Raw genomic sequence first — 15,430 nt, 5'->3', positions numbered from 1 at the left:
ACTACAGATAGCAAGGTGAACAGAAATGTATATCATAATGCAAATCTGTAATTCTTCTATATTTTGAAACCGCTTTCTAATTTAGAAGATACGAGGTATGATAAGGGTATTATTGGAAAATGCGAAGGAGGAAGTTAGGAAGATGATGAGTACAGAACATGCACGTATTCTTTTTCAGGGAGATTCTATAACAGACGGAGGAAGGGGACGAAATGAGGATGCGAACCATTGGCTGGGTCAGAGCTTTGTGTATCTGATCGCAGGTGCATTGGGGAGCCGTTTGACTACTACGCAGCCAGAATTTGTGAACCGGGGAATTTCGGGAGATCGAGTTTCGGATTTGTATGCACGCTGGAATGAGGACATGTTTAGTCTGAAGCCAGACCTGCTCAGTATTCTAATCGGAGTGAACGATGCCTGGCGGATCGTCGAGCAGGAGCCGTCCGGGGTGACGGACCGATTTGAACGAGCCTATCGCCACCTTCTGGAAGAAACGCGTGAAGTGATGCCCGATATCGGGCTGGTGTTGTGTGAACCGTTTATTTTGAAAACGGGAGCTACCGAGGCGCGATGGGACATTTGGCAAGAAAAAATAACGGGGTATCAGCGTATTGTACGTAAGCTTGCGGACGAATTTGGGGCCGTATTTGTGCCGCTCCAGAGCATGTTGAACGAAGCCGCTACCCAGGCGGACGCCTCCTATTGGCTGCATGATGGGGTTCATCCGACAGCGGTTGGGCATCAGTTGATAGCTGATCAATGGATAGATATCGTGCAAAAGAGTCCGCTGGCGATTCGCTAACAGGGTCATACATAGTCTACTCCTTGTCATTTTTGGGTAATACACGATTATGGACATCATTACTTATGTTATGGTTCCATCCAAAAATGAATGTCAAAGGGGGTGCTTCTTGCTTCGTTATGAACGGAGCAAGAGAGGGCTATGGAAACGATAAATATCATTCTGGTTATATTACTTATCGCATTAACTGCGTTTTTTGTGGCCTCGGAGTATTCCATTATTCGTGTGCGGGTATCTCGCATCAATCAATTGGCCTCTGAAGGCAACAAAAATGCGAAAGCCGTTAAAAACATTTTGTCTCGGCTGGACGAGTATTTATCTGCTTGTCAGCTCGGAACCACATTAACCTCAATGGCGCTAGGCTGGCTAGGGGAATCTACTGTTGAACATCTGCTACACCCCCTGTTTGTATTGGCTCATATTCCGGCAGGCCTGACGGGAGTGCTCTCCTTTTTGCTGGCTTTTTTGATCTTGACCTATTTTGAGGTGGTCATTGGGGAGCTGGTACCGAAAACATTCGCCATACAGATTGCTGAACCCATGGCCTTGTTTTTTGCCCGTCCGATCACGATATTTTATAAAATGACCTATCCCCTGAATTGGGTGCTCAGTCGTTCATCGCGTGTCATTACGGGTCTCTTCGGGCTCAAAAAGGTATCTGAAGAAGATGCAGCACTCAGTGAAGCCGAGCTTCGTTTGGCGTTATCTGAAGGCTTTCGTAGTGGTGAAATTACACCGACAGAATATCGATATCTGAACAATGTATTTGATTTTGACGACCGTGCGGCGCAGGAAATTATGGTACCGCGCATCCATATCCGTTCCATCTCCCACCAGGCAACAGTGGCCGAGTTTATGGAGCTGATCGAGGATAAAGTTTATAATTTTCTACCTGTAGCTGAACATGGAGACCGGGATCGTATTATCGGAATGATTCGCGTCAAGGAAGCCCTGCATGATTTGGCACGTGGGCACAGCACAGGGAATACGACGATGGCTTCTTATATTCACCCGGTGCTTCAGGTTATCGAGACGGTTCAGGCTCGGGATCTGCTGATTCAGATGCAAAAACGACGCATTCCAGTAGCGGTGCTGGTGGACGAATATGGTGGAACATCTGGACTTGTCACACTGGAGGATATTATGGAGGAAATTGTCGGAGATATTCCTTCCTATACCGACACCGAACCCCCCGCAGCGTTAACTCCACTCATTACAAAAACAGATGATCATCGTTACATACTCAAATCACAGGCGCTCATTCATGAGGTCAATCGGCGCTTGGAGACGGATATTGAGGCCGGGGACGTATATACGATTGGCGGATGGATGCTTTCAGAGCGTTTTGATATCCAGCAAGGAGAAAAGCTGACCATTGGTGTATGGGAGTTTACCGTACTGGAAAAAAACAGTCACCAAATAGACACAATTGAAGCGATTAAGAAAGCAGTCGTTGAACAGAAAAATGACAATGATTTTTAATAATGGAAATTGACTTTGTCGGTAACAGCTCGCTTAAGATGTGACGAATGGCCTGTAAAACTTGTGACAGCGCGATTCGTCCGTTTTAAGATGCAAGCTGCTACCTGGTAACATATTGTTTTTTGTAATTAGGATATGGGACTTAAGACTCTGTATCTTTATGCTCATAAATATATCTGTCTGTGAAAAATTCTACTAGAAATGTAGCAATTTTATGGTAAAATGGAATCAAATTTGAGTTTTTTGGGGTGGGCTACAGTACATGAAGATGTCACTAGGTACGAAAATGGTTACTGCATTTGTCTCAATTTCTGCAATAACCTATGGAACAAGCGCTTTTTTTATTTTTGTACTCAAGGACTGGCTTGCTCAAGGTACACAAGAATGGGTGTACACTTCGATCATTCTGTTATTGGGTGTCCTGTGGAGTGGCATTTTGGGCTGGTTGATCTCAAAATTACTCACACGGCCAATTGTTAGGTTGGCAAAGGCGGCAGAGGAAGCTTCGGCGGGGAATCTGTCTGTTGTAATTCCTGAACGTCGTTCGGAGGATGAAATCAAAGTTCTGTATGATGCATTTCGGCATATGATGCTGAACATTAAAGATATGTTCAATGAGATCTCGTACAGCACCAGAACAACTTCGCAAAGTGCGGAAAATCTGAGCTTGGCTATTGTGCAGGCTACCACACAAATTGAGTCCATGTCTTCGGTGGTAGAAGATATTTTGAATGGCGTGGAGCAGCAAAAGCAAGCATCTGCCCAATCTATTAAAACAGCAGACCGAATGCTGGGCGATTTTAAAATGATGCGTAGCAAATCGGGGCATATGCTGGAACTGTCAGGCCATATGGAGCATTCAGTAGATTCGACGCAGACTGTATTTTCATCCCTGATGGATGGAATGGGAGAGCTGACAGCATCACATGGTCGTTCGCAGCAGGTAATTGCACGACTGGAAAAAGAAGCTTCCCAAATTGAAGCGATTACAAGCACCGTGAAGGATATTGCCGAACAGACCCATCTGCTGGCGTTGAATGCTTCCATAGAAGCGGCGCGTGCGGGAGAAGAAGGGAACGGGTTTGCGGTAGTGGCTCACCAAATTCGCGCACTTGCCGCCCAAAGTACGGAGTCTGTGCAGCAAATAAATGCCATCGTTAGCCGTGTCCAGTCACAAATCGTAGAGACAGTGCAGTTGATGCATCAGCAAACGTCATTGGTCAGTGCTGAGGCGGAACGGACAAGCTCTGTGGATCAGACGCTGAACCGTTTGAACGCTATTGTACGTGAATTTGTCGAGAGCATCCGATTAATGGAAGAAGCCGTGACGGAGCAGACGAATCGGGTAGATCAAACCTTTGAGCAGATCCATCGTATTCAGCAAATGTCAGGGGCCTTCTCTGAAGGAGCTCATAAAATTTATAAGGCTGCTCATGAGGAGACAGCAATTATGCAGGAAATTTCGTCTTCTTCCGAGGATTTGAAAGTGCTTACGAATAAACTCATGATGAAAACACGTGGAATGCAACTATAACAGAAACCATCATGTGAGGCATGATATATACAAACAAAATATAGCCGCTATACACCGGAAAACGCAGCAAAATGGTTCCCCGGTGTGTAGTGGCTATTTTTTAATTTCAAAAAACTCACATTGTTTTCTGGGGTGGTAAGCCAGATCACTGACGCTGGATTGCACGACAATGGTTTGATCGTCAAAACGGATTATGATTCCGCCAGAGCCAATCAATTGGTCATCCTGAAATACCCGGACACGCAGATGACGTTCCAGTGCCTCGCTGAAATCCTGATCTGTAATTAATCGGCGATTAATGGCCATGAGGGTTCTCCTTTGAATATAATATCTTTTATCATAAAGGTAAGGTATGGAACAAGCAAGAAACACGGCTAGAACATAATCGGCTATTGGGTATAAAATAGAATGCAACGAAGAGAGAAAGAGATCAAAGGGGGCTAGCTATGGATAGGTCGTGGTCAGGGCCTTGGTTTGATGCCAACGCGCCAGAAGGGTTCGAGGCTTTTACTCCATCACATGGGTTGGCTATATTGGGACTCATTGTATGCGCTTTGATGCTGTGGCTGACTCGGGGATGGATTCGGTCGAACAAGCCTATAAGCGAGGGAATTCGCTGGTTGTTAATTACAGTCCTCATTCTGTCAGAGGTGACTCTGAATATTTGGTATGTGATGCAGCATATTTGGGATATCCAGACCTCATTGCCATTAGAACTGTGCAGTGTGACACTGCTGCTATCTATCCTGATGCTCATTTTTCGAAGCCGCTGGTTATATCCGATCATCCTTTTTGCCGGAATTGGAGGGGCGCTTCAAGCCGTACTCACGCCTAATTTGGCATACGCATTTCCGCATTATCGTTTTATCCATTTTTTCATAGCTCATAGTGCTATTATTCTGGCAGCCTTGTATATGACCTGGATAGAAGGACTCCGACCGACGTGGAAGAGTGTGGGAGGAGTGATGCTTTTTCTGAATGGTCTGGCGCTGAAGGTGTGGATCGTAGACGATGCTCTCGGAGCTAACTACATGTTTCTGGCCGGAAAGCCGTCAACACCGTCGATATTAGATTTTTTAGGGCCATATCCTCTGTATATTGTGGCAGAAGAGGCCATTGCGCTCCTGTTCTTTTCTCTTCTGATGCTGTTGTTCGAGGTGCTTCCGGGAGGCAGGCTGTATGTCCGCTCGCGTAAAGGAACTGTGCATAGTGCTGACAGGTCGTCATAGAGACGACATAGAGAGGTTGTAGAGGCGTTGTAAAGCCATATAAAAGCAGCCTTTTCCACAAGTATATGACTAGGGATAAGGCTGCTAAGAAGCCTAAACAGTTGTACGAATGGGTATAACGTTCCCCATTCTAATACTTAACGCAGTAGTGATTCTGCTCCGTCTACATAAATTTCCGTACCCGATACATGAGATGACTCGTCTGAGGCGAGAAACAGGACCAGATTGGCAACCTGCTCTGGCTCACCAGGGGCATCCTCTAACGGATGCTCTCCGCCCTTTGGAAATTCGACTGGAATTTGTACCTTCTTCAAGTCTTCGGAAGGGTACGTGTTATCGTCAATTTGCGTGTCGATAGCTCCCGGGCATATCGCGTTGACCCGGATTTTGTAACGTGCCAGCTCCAGCGCTGCCATTTTCATAAAAGCAACCTGAGCTGCCTTGGTGGAGGCGTAGGCTGAGAATCCAATACCCGAAAAGGTTCGATTACCGTTGATGGAGCTGGTAATGATAATGCTGCCACCGCGTTCTTTCAGGTAAGGGACGGCATATTTAACGGTAGCAAAGGTGCCGCGAAGATTAATGTTGATCGTGCGGTCCCATTCCTCCAGTTCCAGTGTCTCGATAGGGGCCATGGTGCCGTTAATGCCTGCATTGGCGAACACGATATCCAGCTTTCCGTACGTTTCCACGACTTTAGCGAACCCCTGCTGAATCATATCCGGCTTGGATATATCACATTCCAGTACAAGCGCCTCGCCGCCAGCCTGCTCGATGATTGTTTTGGTCTCCTCTGCATGCTTGGGTGTCCGATCCAGCATGACCACCTTGGCGCCTTGTTCTGCAAAACGGATCGCGGTCGCCTTGCCAATTCCTGAACCTCCACCACTGACCACTGCTATCTTTCCTTGCAATCTCTGCTCTGCCATTGACTATTCCTCCCATTCCGTTCATAAACTAAACCTGACTCGTTATTCCATACCTCTGGACGTTGATGGTGAAACAGTCACAGCTGGATTTTATCCCATTTGCGAAATATGGTAACATAGGCGAACCAGCAGGAACTTGTAGCAAAAATATATAGCAGAAACAAGTATGGAGAAGACCGAGTGACGGAGGTGGATCGAATTGAGCTATAACGCAAATGACCGACCCGAATCGACAGACGCTATAGCACTGACCCGAAAAATGAAACCGTGGGCACTAAGCGGCCCCAGTATTCAAATCGATCCGTTGTTTCCCTATTACGCCAACCGTTCGCGGGACAGTATAGCAGATGAGATCGCCCTTGCGGGCTACCAGACCGTTCATTATTTTGTCGTGCGTGAAAATGAAGTGGATGGAGCGCTTGTTGCTGCTTTTCAACGCAGAGGCATAGCGGTGTGGGCAATGGTGCTAGGCAACGGCTCTTTTGGCGTGTCCCAGCTGCCGCCGGAGTGGAAAGAATGGCGCATGGAGCTGCTGCGCGAACCAAACGACGGATTTCAGCGGCTTTCGCATTTTGCCCAGGAGTATGTGGAATGGAAAAAGAAAGCCGCTGCCCGGCTCGTCACCGACATTCCGTTCGACGGGTTCGAGGTGGCGGAGCCTTATTTCCCCGAATGGAACGGGCTGCGCAGTGGAGTGTACGGGGATATTGGGCCGCATGCACAGCGTGTCTTTCGCGAGCGCAGCGGTGAGAACATTCCGGATTTCCGCGACAAGCATGCGCGTAATTACTACCGGAAGGTTCCGAACCTGTACGCGCAGTGGGTTGATCTGCGTGTGGACGCCGTGAACGGCCTGATCAGCGAGCTGGTGAACGGCGCAGGCGGTGTGCGCGATGTCCGGCCGGACATCTGCGTGGCGACATGGTCGCTTGCTGTGAGCGGGCGCGGCGATGTTCCCGGCCAGCTGCGGGAATGGCAGGGTCTGGACACGGTAGCCATGATCGGGTGCGTCGCCCCGGATATGCACGTACTCCAGACCCATTGGCCGGACTGGATGCGCCGCCGTCTGCCGCCACAGTATATTCGCGGCTACGCCCGCATCGCGCAGTCGATTCGCGCCGCTTATCCGGGCCTGCCCCTCGGGGTGCAGGCGGATATCGGTTCGCTCGCGCGGATGGTTCGAGACCGCGAGTGGACGCGGCGGTTCGGGGCTACCGCCCTGGAGGGCGACTACGACGCCTGGACCGCCTATGAATACCATTTGGGTGGTTACATGTACGATGAGCCGCCCAAACCGCTAAGGGCGGAACGTTCAGCCGAAGATGAGGTGGTTATTTCTTTCAGCAAGCGAATTGCCACGCCGTCTGTAGATGAGCTGCGTATTTGGAGCCGGGAGGACAGAGCAGGTACAACATGCGACCTGAGCCGCCACCTAAGGAACGATTCACTAACGCTGCTGGAGCTTGTGGATGCCGTAGCAGACGGAAACCGTCTATTGCTGCGTGTACGCAATTTACCAGCGGGGGCGTTCAGCTTGCGCCTTGATGGTGTGCAGGATACACCGCAGCTATGGCTGCTCAAGGGAAGGAAGGCACATCGCAATCTGCCAGAGGATGAAGTGAGGGTTCCTTAAAATTTGGGTAATAACAAAATAACAGCTGTATAAATGGCTCATTTGCCGTAGCATTTTTGAATTGTATACTTTGAGGCAACATCTTTCAAAACATAAACTATAGTGGAGTGAAAAAAGTATGTGGGATTGGGATTATCTGATTCGGGTTATGTTTGCAGGATTATGCGGCGCGTTAATCGGCTATGAGCGCAAAAGTCGGATGAAGGAAGCGGGCATTCGCACGCATTTCATTGTCGGTATTGGCGCAGCGCTCATGATGGTGGTATCCAAATATGGTTTTCAGGATCAAGCCGTCTGGTCTAACCTGTCGCTGGACCCTTCCAGAATAGCAGCACAGGTTATAAGTGGAGTAGGCTTTATCGGCGCAGGGATGATTTTTACACAAAAAAATAGAATTAAAGGACTGACCACTGCCGCAGGCATCTGGACTACCGCCGGAATCGGTATTGCCGTAGGTGCAGGGATGTATGGGCTTGGTGCAGGTGTAACGTTGTTTATTTTAGCGGCTCAGTCCTTGCTCCATAGTCGTTTTTATCAGATGGCTACCCCGTCCACGCAACAAGTAGTTGTTCAGGTCGACAATGAGCCGGGCGTACTGAATCGGATCAAAGAACTGCTGAAGCACAAGAAGCTGACGATTCACAGCTTTCACGTCGAGCGCATCAATAACAGTGAGCAGTTGGTTATTCATATGCTCTTAAAGCTGTCCCGGTCAGAGGGAGTGGAGGAACTGCTGTCACTGCTTCAAGAGATGGAAGGTATTCGTTCAGTCGAGACCAAGTCCAATTAGACGAATTTACTGCTCATACAGTAGCTTTTTTGTCGAACGCTGACGGCTTTTATAACGGAAAAAAACTTTAAAAATAATGATTGAAAACGCTTCCTTTTGTGTATATACTCTTACTACATCATAGAGGCAGCAGCTTAGAGAGCATCAAGGGATAAGCAAAAACGACCTCATGCGTATGCACAAGGTCGTTGCTGTTATCCCGATTTGAAAGACTGATTTGAATGTCTTACTTTACTTTGACTGGGGCTGGATATTTTTTACCCAGCGTATCCACAGTGACTTTTTTCATCGTAGCCGGTTGGATCGGTTTGTCATTGCTATCCCGTTTGGAATTGACGATAGCATCGACCACATCCAACCCGGACGTTACTTTACCGAAAGCGGCATATTGACCGTCGAGGTAGTCCGCATCGGCAACCATGATGAAAAATTGCGATCCGGCCGAATCCAGATCCGCTGAGCGGGCCATGGATAATACGCCACGTGTATGTTTGAGTGTATTGTTAACACCATTGCTCTTGAATTCGCCTTTGATACTGTAGCCGGGGCCACCTGTACCGTTACCTTGCGGATCACCACCCTGAATCATAAAGCCTGGGATAACACGGTGGAAAATGGTACCGTTATAGGCTCCCTTTTGCACCAAAGAAATGAAATTGTTAACCGTGTTCGGTGCTACTTCCGGATACAGCTCAAGCTTAATTTTCTTGCCATCATTCATGACAATCGTGACAATCGGATGGGAAACAGCCTTGTTCTTGTCTTTAGTCGCAGCAGGAGTTGTAGTGCTTGTCCGGCTGGCAGCTTCCACATCGGCCGCTTTTGTACCGCATCCAGCAACCAGCACGAGCATGATGGTCAGTAGGCACAGCGTGTACCATGGGCGTATCGTTTTTCGGTTCATTGATATTCCTCCTGAAAGGTTGGATGATGTAACATCCTAATTTTAAAGTTTGGGGGCAGCGCAGAACACTTTTCCATTTTCTATCATACCTTTTTTGCTGGGGATAAGGAAATACGGGTTTGAAAGCCGTATTCTTGACCCATACTGCTGCTATTCCCAAGGAAAGGGGCAGGATCATGATGGAGGTAGACAAAAAGCTGGCGAAAGGTCTCATATGGGGTATGGCGTTCAGTCTGCCGGTTTGGGTAGGGGTGCTGTACTCAGTACAACATATTCGTGACTGGCTATAACATACAGTGTAAAGATAGGCCAAAACCGTTATGGTTTTGGCTTATTTGTATTTGTGCCAGTCCAAATTGCTGTTATTCAGCAGATGCTCAAAGTTGTTATCCAGCTTCTTCTGTTCAGCTTTTTTTGCTTCGACGGCACGCTGCCGTTCGTCTTCTTTACGCTTGTCCTGTTCTGCTTGGGCTTCATTGGCTTGAGCCTTAAGTTTATTCAGCACATCCTGACTCAACAGATCCTTTAACGTAGCAGGTTTGTCCTGAGCCGCAGGAGCAGGGGAAGACGAATTTCTCTTCTTAGCCATGTCATCAACTCCATTCCATTCGATTATATCAGCTTCTTCACGGTTGTTCCACGATTGAAGGATGAGGGGGCGGTAGACTTTTCTAATTTAGAGGGTAATAATGGAATGAGCAGAAGGGACGTGTGGCATCATGCATCTATATTGGAAGCGAAATCTGGTCATTTTGTGGATTGGAGTATTGTTTTGCAGCATGGCCTATTCCGTGTCTATTCCGTTTTTACCTATATTTCTGAATACGGAAATGGGTGTAAATGATCATCTGGAACTGTGGTCGGGGATTGCCTTTGGAGTCACTTTTTTAGCCAGCGCGCTGATTGCCCCATTTTGGGGTTCGCTTGCGGATAAGTATGGACGTAAGCCGATGCTGATTCGTTCAGGCTTTAGCCTGGCGGTGTTGTACCTGATATGTGCTTTGGTGACAGATCCATATGTGTTCGTAGGAGTACGGTTGTTTCAAGGCCTACTATCCGGGTTTATTCCTGCTGCGATTGCGCTGGTCGGAACAGGTTCGCCTGAGGAGAAAACCGGCTATGCACTCGGTATTATGGCGACCGCTGGGGCAACAGGCAGCATTATAGGTCCGTTAATTGGCGGTGTGGTGAGCCATTATTATGGCAATCGGAATGCCTTTTTTTTCTCTGCGGCTCTTGTACTGGTATCTGCGTTAATCGCGACCTTTGGCGCTAGAGAGGACAGCTTCAAGGGAACCAGTACCCGCTCGCATGTTCGTGATGATATCAAGGAGGCTATTGCTAATCGGCCTTTGTGCTTTTTGCTTATTCTGGCAGGATTAAGTACCTTTTCCGTCATGATCTTGGAACCGTTAATTACGGTGTATGTGCTTGAAATGGGAGTTGACCGTAGCCAGGCGTCTTTAAGTTCCGGGATTGTATTCTCAGCCGTAGGCATCGCGGCGGTGCTGATGGCTCCCCGATGGGGACGGATTGGAGGACGGACCGGATTTGCACACGTGCTGCTGATTGGGCTGATCGGTTCGGGAATCGGGAATATCTTACAATTTTTTATAACCAACTTTGTTGGTTTTGGTGCGCTTCGGTTTGGATATGGATTGTTTTATGCGTCCGTCATGCCTGCTATCAACGCGATGACTGTGGAGGTCACCAAGCCGGAGTTTCGCGGACGAGCCTTTAGCTTGAGCCAATCAGCCACTCAACTCGCGACAATGGCAGGGCCGTTGATTGGCGGTATGCTTGGCAGCTGGATGCCGATCCGCTGGATCTTTGTGTTAAACGGTGGCATACTGCTGCTTGCAGCGTTGCTGCTAGGGGTGAAGGGGAAAAACGTGTTCCCGGTTTCAGCCAAGAAGAACGTCACGGATCAGGATATTCATTCTGCCGGATAAGCGAATCACACAGGATTGTCGAAGAGGACAACCTTAGAGTTCATAGAGCAGGTCTTTTTTTGTGTTATTAGATAATTATCCCAAACCTTTACTTTTAGTATACTTATTCATAACCCTCTACACTGATAATATGACAAGGAGGGATATATTATGATAAGAGACGACATTTTGTGTCAACAGCTTGAGAAAGCTCGTCAAAAGCTGTATATTTTGCAAGCAAAATATGGTTTTAATCATGCCAGTGTGCTCAGACAGTCTGTAATTATGGATAACCTCATCAATCAATATAACCACCTTTTTTATATAAAAGAAAAAAAGCCAACTGCATAAATGGAACCGATGGGCGAGAAACTTTTGGTGAGGTCACTCGCCCTTATATTGTAGCGCTGATACTTATCACAACGATGCTTGTCTTAACTTTTATAACTAGTGTGCAATCTTTCATTTTAGGTACGGTTTGTTTGATGTGCACTCAGTAAAACACCGATAATAACGACCAAACCGCCAATGATTTGGCGCCATGTGATCGTTTCTTGCAAAAGCAACACAGAAAATAAGACTCCAAATATCGGAACCAAATTCATCAGAGAAACGGAACTACTCGGTGACAGCTTGATTAATCCATAATTGTAGAGCAAAAATGCGATAACGGAGCAGAATACTCCCAGATATACTAACAACATAAACGATCCGGTTGTCGGAACTTGCCAACGATCCTTTTCTAATAGAGCCAACGGTATGAAAAAGATACTCCCTGCAACGGTTTGATAAAAAGATAACGTCACAGGCGGATATTTGTCCACAACCTTGCGCGTCATGAAAGTGTAAAACGCCCACGCAAAACCCGTCCCGATTAATATTAAATTTCCGATTAGTTGATTCTTACTATCCGAACTTTCGCCCACTGAAGTCAAGAAATATACCCCGATTATGGCCAGTGCTATGCCGCAAATTTTATATTTGGATATTTTCACTTTATACAAAATAAGTTCAAGCAGCGACGTAATTGCGGGATATGATGCAACAATTAATGCTGCGTTGGAAGCGGTAGTCAGGCTAACCCCTATATTCTCCATTGAAAAGTAGAGAGTGATCCCCAAAACACCACTAAACGAAATCGTAGCCAAATCTTTTGGCTTTACTTTGACATGTTCCTTTTTAATCAGCAAAACGATACCTAGCACAACGGAAGCTATAATAAATCTGGATAGACCCAAGGTAAGAGGGGGAAACGTCGTGTAGGCTGCTTTGGTGGCAATAAACGATGTACTCCAGATCAATAGGGCTAGAATCGTAGAACCGTAGTAAATGCGGTTGCTTTCGCTGTGATGAGCTATGACTTTGTTCAAGTTAAATCCTCCCTGAGGTAATTCCCTGTGAAATATAATAGTTGCTACTATAGTGACTACTATAAAAACGTTACTAAAAAGATAGTGTGTATATCAGTTTTTGTCAAGGGGAAGTGATATAGTAAGGATGAACACGAATTGAGGAGAAGACGTCATGAAACCAAAACCAAATATATTAGAAATTCTACGAGATTTGAATTTTAGTGAATATGAAGCCAAGGCTTATGTGACCTTATTGGAAAGCTCTCCACTTTCGGGATACGCCGTTTCATTGAATTCCGGGGTACCGAGATCCAAAATTTACGAGGTTTTGTCTGGAATGGTTAACCGTGGGGATATCATGGTCAGTCAAGAAAATACGCCTCTGTATGTGCCGCTTCCTCCACATGAATTGATTGCCCAGAGAAAACGCAAAGCAGAGCAGATTTTCAATGTGGCGCAAGAGAGTTTGGAGCAGTACACAGCATCATTTCAAAATAGAGAGAATATTTGGAATATTTCGGGGTATGAAGCCATTATCAATCGCATAAATGAAGGGGTAAAGGGAGCAAAACACCGAATTTTATTAGAAATTTGGAAAGAGGATGCCGAGGTGTTCCGAGATGCCTTAGAGCAAGTCGCTCAGCAAGGAATTGAAGTGATCATTGTAGCGTATGGGGAGCTTAACTTTGATTTCGCTACTGTTTACCGCCATGATATGAGTGAGGAGATTACGTCTGAAATTGGTGGTCGGTGGATTGTACTTAGCGTAGACGACCGGGAGGTCGTAGCTGGCATACTTTCACTTGGTGATGACAGCCGCGCTGCATGGACGTTGCATCCGGGGCTGGTGATGCCGATTACTGAAGTGATTATTCATGATATTTATATCATGGAAATCCTATATGAGTTCCGTGAACAATTAGAGGAGAAATTCGGCCCTAATCTAATTCATCTTCGCAATAAATTTGCTATGGGCCCGAATGGCAAAGGATATTATGTTCCTTTGACTGAAAAAAGCATTAAACGTGTATAGAGATTGTCCGAGGTTCGATGTGCAAAAATAAACAGGCCCATGGAGTGTTATTCCATGAGCCTAATTTTATTGATGTTGTGTTCTATTATTTTACGGTTACAATCACACGTTGATAATGCTTTAAAGGATGTTTACCATTGTCCTGTACCTCTGCGATGATATGAATTGTATTTCCAGACTTGGCATCTGCAGGAACTATGAAACTTGCTGTATTTGTGTCACTTCCTTGCAAGTCAATTGTGTTTACTTTCTCGCCTTTAGCTACTTCTCGGTGAAGCCCGAGCTGCATATCACCCAGCAATTCAGGTTTAACTTGTGCGGGTTTTACTTTAGAATCTTCATACGTGTCGGCTTCAAAATATCTCCACCATTTGTAAGTCAATTGATCACCGTCTGGATCTGCACCTTCTGCATGCAGGGTTATTTTCTCCCCTGGGCTAGCCGTTAGGTCTAATCCTTCTTTAATGGTCAATGTTGGATTATGGTTGGCATCTTTGTAGTCGGACGCAATAGCCCAATCTGCACGAGCAGCAAAGTCATTTTGAATATCATCAAACCAACGCATCAAAGAATATTCTGCTTCGAATTTTTTCGTATGCACATCATAATCTAACACAGTATTTCTAAACAATTTATCGTTAACGACACCGAAACGACCTCCCCAGCCACCATAGGTTGGGTTTTCCATACTCCGCAATCCGTTATCAATTAAATAGAAGAAGGATGGAGAATCACCTTCAGAAATAAAGTCATACTTGTCGTATTGTGGATTTTTCTTTAAGTAGGCTTCACTGCCTCTTTGTTCTTCATCCAACTCGCCTTTGATGATATTGCCATCGCCCATCAAGGCATACATATTGAGCAACTTGCCATGACCCTCTTTAATATTTTTGAAATTCCATTCCCCGTGCAACTTGCTGTTTACTTCTTCTGTGTGCATTTTCCAAGCATAAGCGAAATGCCAGAAGTTAGATTGATCATTAATAATTCTGATGTCAGGCCAATTTTTAGCGATGTAATTATTGTAGCTATCGTCCTGGTCCAGAATGATGTACAGTACGAGTTTATCACTTATTTTTTTACGAATCGTTTCCCATTGATCTGTATTTTTATATTCGTCTTCAATGGACTTTAAAGCTCTGGCCGTGGTATTGGTTCCACCCCAAGTTTGTACGTATAAATCTCTTTTGTCATCGTCCAGGAAAAGCGTTTTAAGGAAATTGGAGCCTTCCGTTTCTTTGTCCATTTCACCTTTATTTGAAATGTTACCTATTTTGGTAACGCTCTTGATATATTCAGGCTTTGGATATCCTTCGGCATGTTTAATTAAGTTGGGATAAATCTCTCCGTAGGCATCAATCATGTCCGTTACCCATTGGGTTCCGGTCCATCTAAATGGTTTGATGCCAGCTTTTTCATCACCTGCATAATGATATACAGAGCTAGTCAGTACAATCCCGGACAAATCCATTTCATTGGAGTAAAGAAGGAAGCGAATGACAGAGTTCATATCATCTACTTCTCCATCGGTAGTGATCACCGTTCTGGCCTTGGTAATTTTATTTTCTACTTTATTTTCCGTTTGTTTTTCTGTTGGAGCAGCCCTTTCATCTTTCACAACGGCGGGCGCCTTACCACTGCAACCACTGATGATCAGAATACATATCATGGCTAATAGAAAAATGCTTAACCCTTTTCTTTCTCTCATTTCTGTTCCCCTCTCTGAACGTTCCTATGATGTTTTTTGTGGATTATAACCATGTAGGTATTCTTTTTATTCAAGAATTAGGCATAAAAAAAACCTAAACATA

Annotated in this window: 15 protein-coding genes; 9 read left to right on the top strand and 6 right to left on the bottom strand. The window is 45.9% G+C overall.

What is annotated here, in order from left to right; all coding sequences use genetic code 11:
* Positions 1–97 precede the first annotated feature (97 nt).
* From ACL9RM_RS13100 to ACL9RM_RS13090, 3 genes are all read left to right on the top strand, one after another.
* Positions 98–802, top strand: coding sequence for an SGNH/GDSL hydrolase family protein (locus ACL9RM_RS13100; RefSeq protein ID WP_414126354.1), 705 nt, complete (start codon positions 98–100; stop codon positions 800–802).
* A 141-nt stretch (positions 803–943) separates the two neighbouring features.
* Positions 944–2,284, top strand: coding sequence for a hemolysin family protein (locus ACL9RM_RS13095; protein WP_250267604.1), 1,341 nt, complete (start codon positions 944–946; stop codon positions 2,282–2,284).
* 262 nt (positions 2,285–2,546) lie between these two features.
* A complete protein-coding gene (locus ACL9RM_RS13090; RefSeq protein WP_061831071.1) occupies positions 2,547–3,818 on the top strand; it encodes a methyl-accepting chemotaxis protein in 1,272 nt (423 codons plus the stop codon).
* A gap of 93 nt (positions 3,819–3,911) precedes the next feature.
* Here the strand turns inward: ACL9RM_RS13090 and ACL9RM_RS13085 are convergent, their stop codons facing one another.
* Positions 3,912–4,124, bottom strand: coding sequence for a hypothetical protein (locus ACL9RM_RS13085; protein WP_025723740.1), 213 nt, complete (start codon positions 4,122–4,124; stop codon positions 3,912–3,914).
* A gap of 140 nt (positions 4,125–4,264) precedes the next feature.
* Here ACL9RM_RS13085 and ACL9RM_RS13080 point away from each other — a divergent pair, with 140 nt between their 5' ends.
* On the top strand, positions 4,265–5,047 hold the full coding sequence (locus ACL9RM_RS13080) for a TIGR02206 family membrane protein (protein ID WP_250267605.1): 783 nt from the start codon (positions 4,265–4,267) through the stop codon (positions 5,045–5,047).
* Between the two features lie 137 nt (positions 5,048–5,184).
* Here the strand turns inward: ACL9RM_RS13080 and ACL9RM_RS13075 are convergent, their stop codons facing one another.
* Positions 5,185–5,976, bottom strand: coding sequence for an SDR family oxidoreductase (locus ACL9RM_RS13075; protein WP_250267606.1), 792 nt, complete (start codon positions 5,974–5,976; stop codon positions 5,185–5,187).
* Positions 5,977–6,235: 259 nt separating this feature from the next.
* On the opposite strand from ACL9RM_RS13075, the gene ACL9RM_RS13070 reads away from it, so the two are divergent.
* Positions 6,236–7,609 (top strand): N-acyl-D-glucosamine 2-epimerase, encoded by a 1,374-nt coding sequence (locus ACL9RM_RS13070; RefSeq protein ID WP_250267607.1) that lies wholly within the window; start codon positions 6,236–6,238, stop codon positions 7,607–7,609.
* Between the two features lie 118 nt (positions 7,610–7,727).
* Positions 7,728–8,399 carry an MgtC/SapB family protein gene (locus ACL9RM_RS13065; protein ID WP_250267608.1) on the top strand — a complete coding sequence of 224 codons (672 nt, stop codon included), beginning with the start codon at positions 7,728–7,730 and terminating at the stop codon, positions 8,397–8,399.
* Between the two features lie 226 nt (positions 8,400–8,625).
* Here ACL9RM_RS13065 and ACL9RM_RS13060 read toward each other — a convergent pair whose 3' ends face one another.
* A complete protein-coding gene (locus ACL9RM_RS13060) occupies positions 8,626–9,303 on the bottom strand; it encodes a peptidylprolyl isomerase (RefSeq protein ID WP_250267609.1) in 678 nt (225 codons plus the stop codon).
* Between the two features lie 331 nt (positions 9,304–9,634).
* On the bottom strand, positions 9,635–9,892 hold the full coding sequence (locus tag ACL9RM_RS13055) for a YqkE family protein (RefSeq protein ID WP_023987317.1): 258 nt from the start codon (positions 9,890–9,892) through the stop codon (positions 9,635–9,637).
* A 130-nt stretch (positions 9,893–10,022) separates the two neighbouring features.
* On the opposite strand from ACL9RM_RS13055, the gene ACL9RM_RS13050 reads away from it, so the two are divergent.
* Together ACL9RM_RS13050 and ACL9RM_RS13045 are read left to right on the top strand one after the other, a co-directional pair.
* Positions 10,023–11,255, top strand: coding sequence for an MFS transporter (locus ACL9RM_RS13050; RefSeq protein WP_061831221.1), 1,233 nt, complete (start codon positions 10,023–10,025; stop codon positions 11,253–11,255).
* Positions 11,256–11,405: 150 nt separating this feature from the next.
* Positions 11,406–11,585, top strand: a complete 180-nt coding sequence (locus ACL9RM_RS13045) for an aspartyl-phosphate phosphatase Spo0E family protein (RefSeq protein WP_069291266.1) — start codon at positions 11,406–11,408, stop codon at positions 11,583–11,585.
* A 116-nt stretch (positions 11,586–11,701) separates the two neighbouring features.
* Here ACL9RM_RS13045 and ACL9RM_RS13040 read toward each other — a convergent pair whose 3' ends face one another.
* A complete protein-coding gene (locus tag ACL9RM_RS13040; protein ID WP_250267610.1) occupies positions 11,702–12,604 on the bottom strand; it encodes a DMT family transporter in 903 nt (300 codons plus the stop codon).
* A gap of 154 nt (positions 12,605–12,758) precedes the next feature.
* Here ACL9RM_RS13040 and ACL9RM_RS13035 point away from each other — a divergent pair, with 154 nt between their 5' ends.
* Complete coding sequence (locus ACL9RM_RS13035) at positions 12,759–13,619, top strand: TrmB family transcriptional regulator (RefSeq protein ID WP_134903740.1); 861 nt, start codon at positions 12,759–12,761, stop codon at positions 13,617–13,619.
* An 85-nt stretch (positions 13,620–13,704) separates the two neighbouring features.
* Here the strand turns inward: ACL9RM_RS13035 and ACL9RM_RS13030 are convergent, their stop codons facing one another.
* Positions 13,705–15,327 (bottom strand): DUF1593 domain-containing protein, encoded by a 1,623-nt coding sequence (locus ACL9RM_RS13030; RefSeq protein ID WP_414126353.1) that lies wholly within the window; start codon positions 15,325–15,327, stop codon positions 13,705–13,707.
* Positions 15,328–15,430: the final 103 nt, after the last annotated feature.

Origin of the sequence: Paenibacillus sp. S29 (assembly GCF_049319765.1) — a bacterium.
GTDB classification, from domain to species: Bacteria; Bacillota; Bacilli; order Paenibacillales; family Paenibacillaceae; genus Paenibacillus; species Paenibacillus polymyxa_B.
Note: the sequence above shows the minus strand (reverse complement) of the source record. Positions and strands in the feature narration are given on the sequence as shown.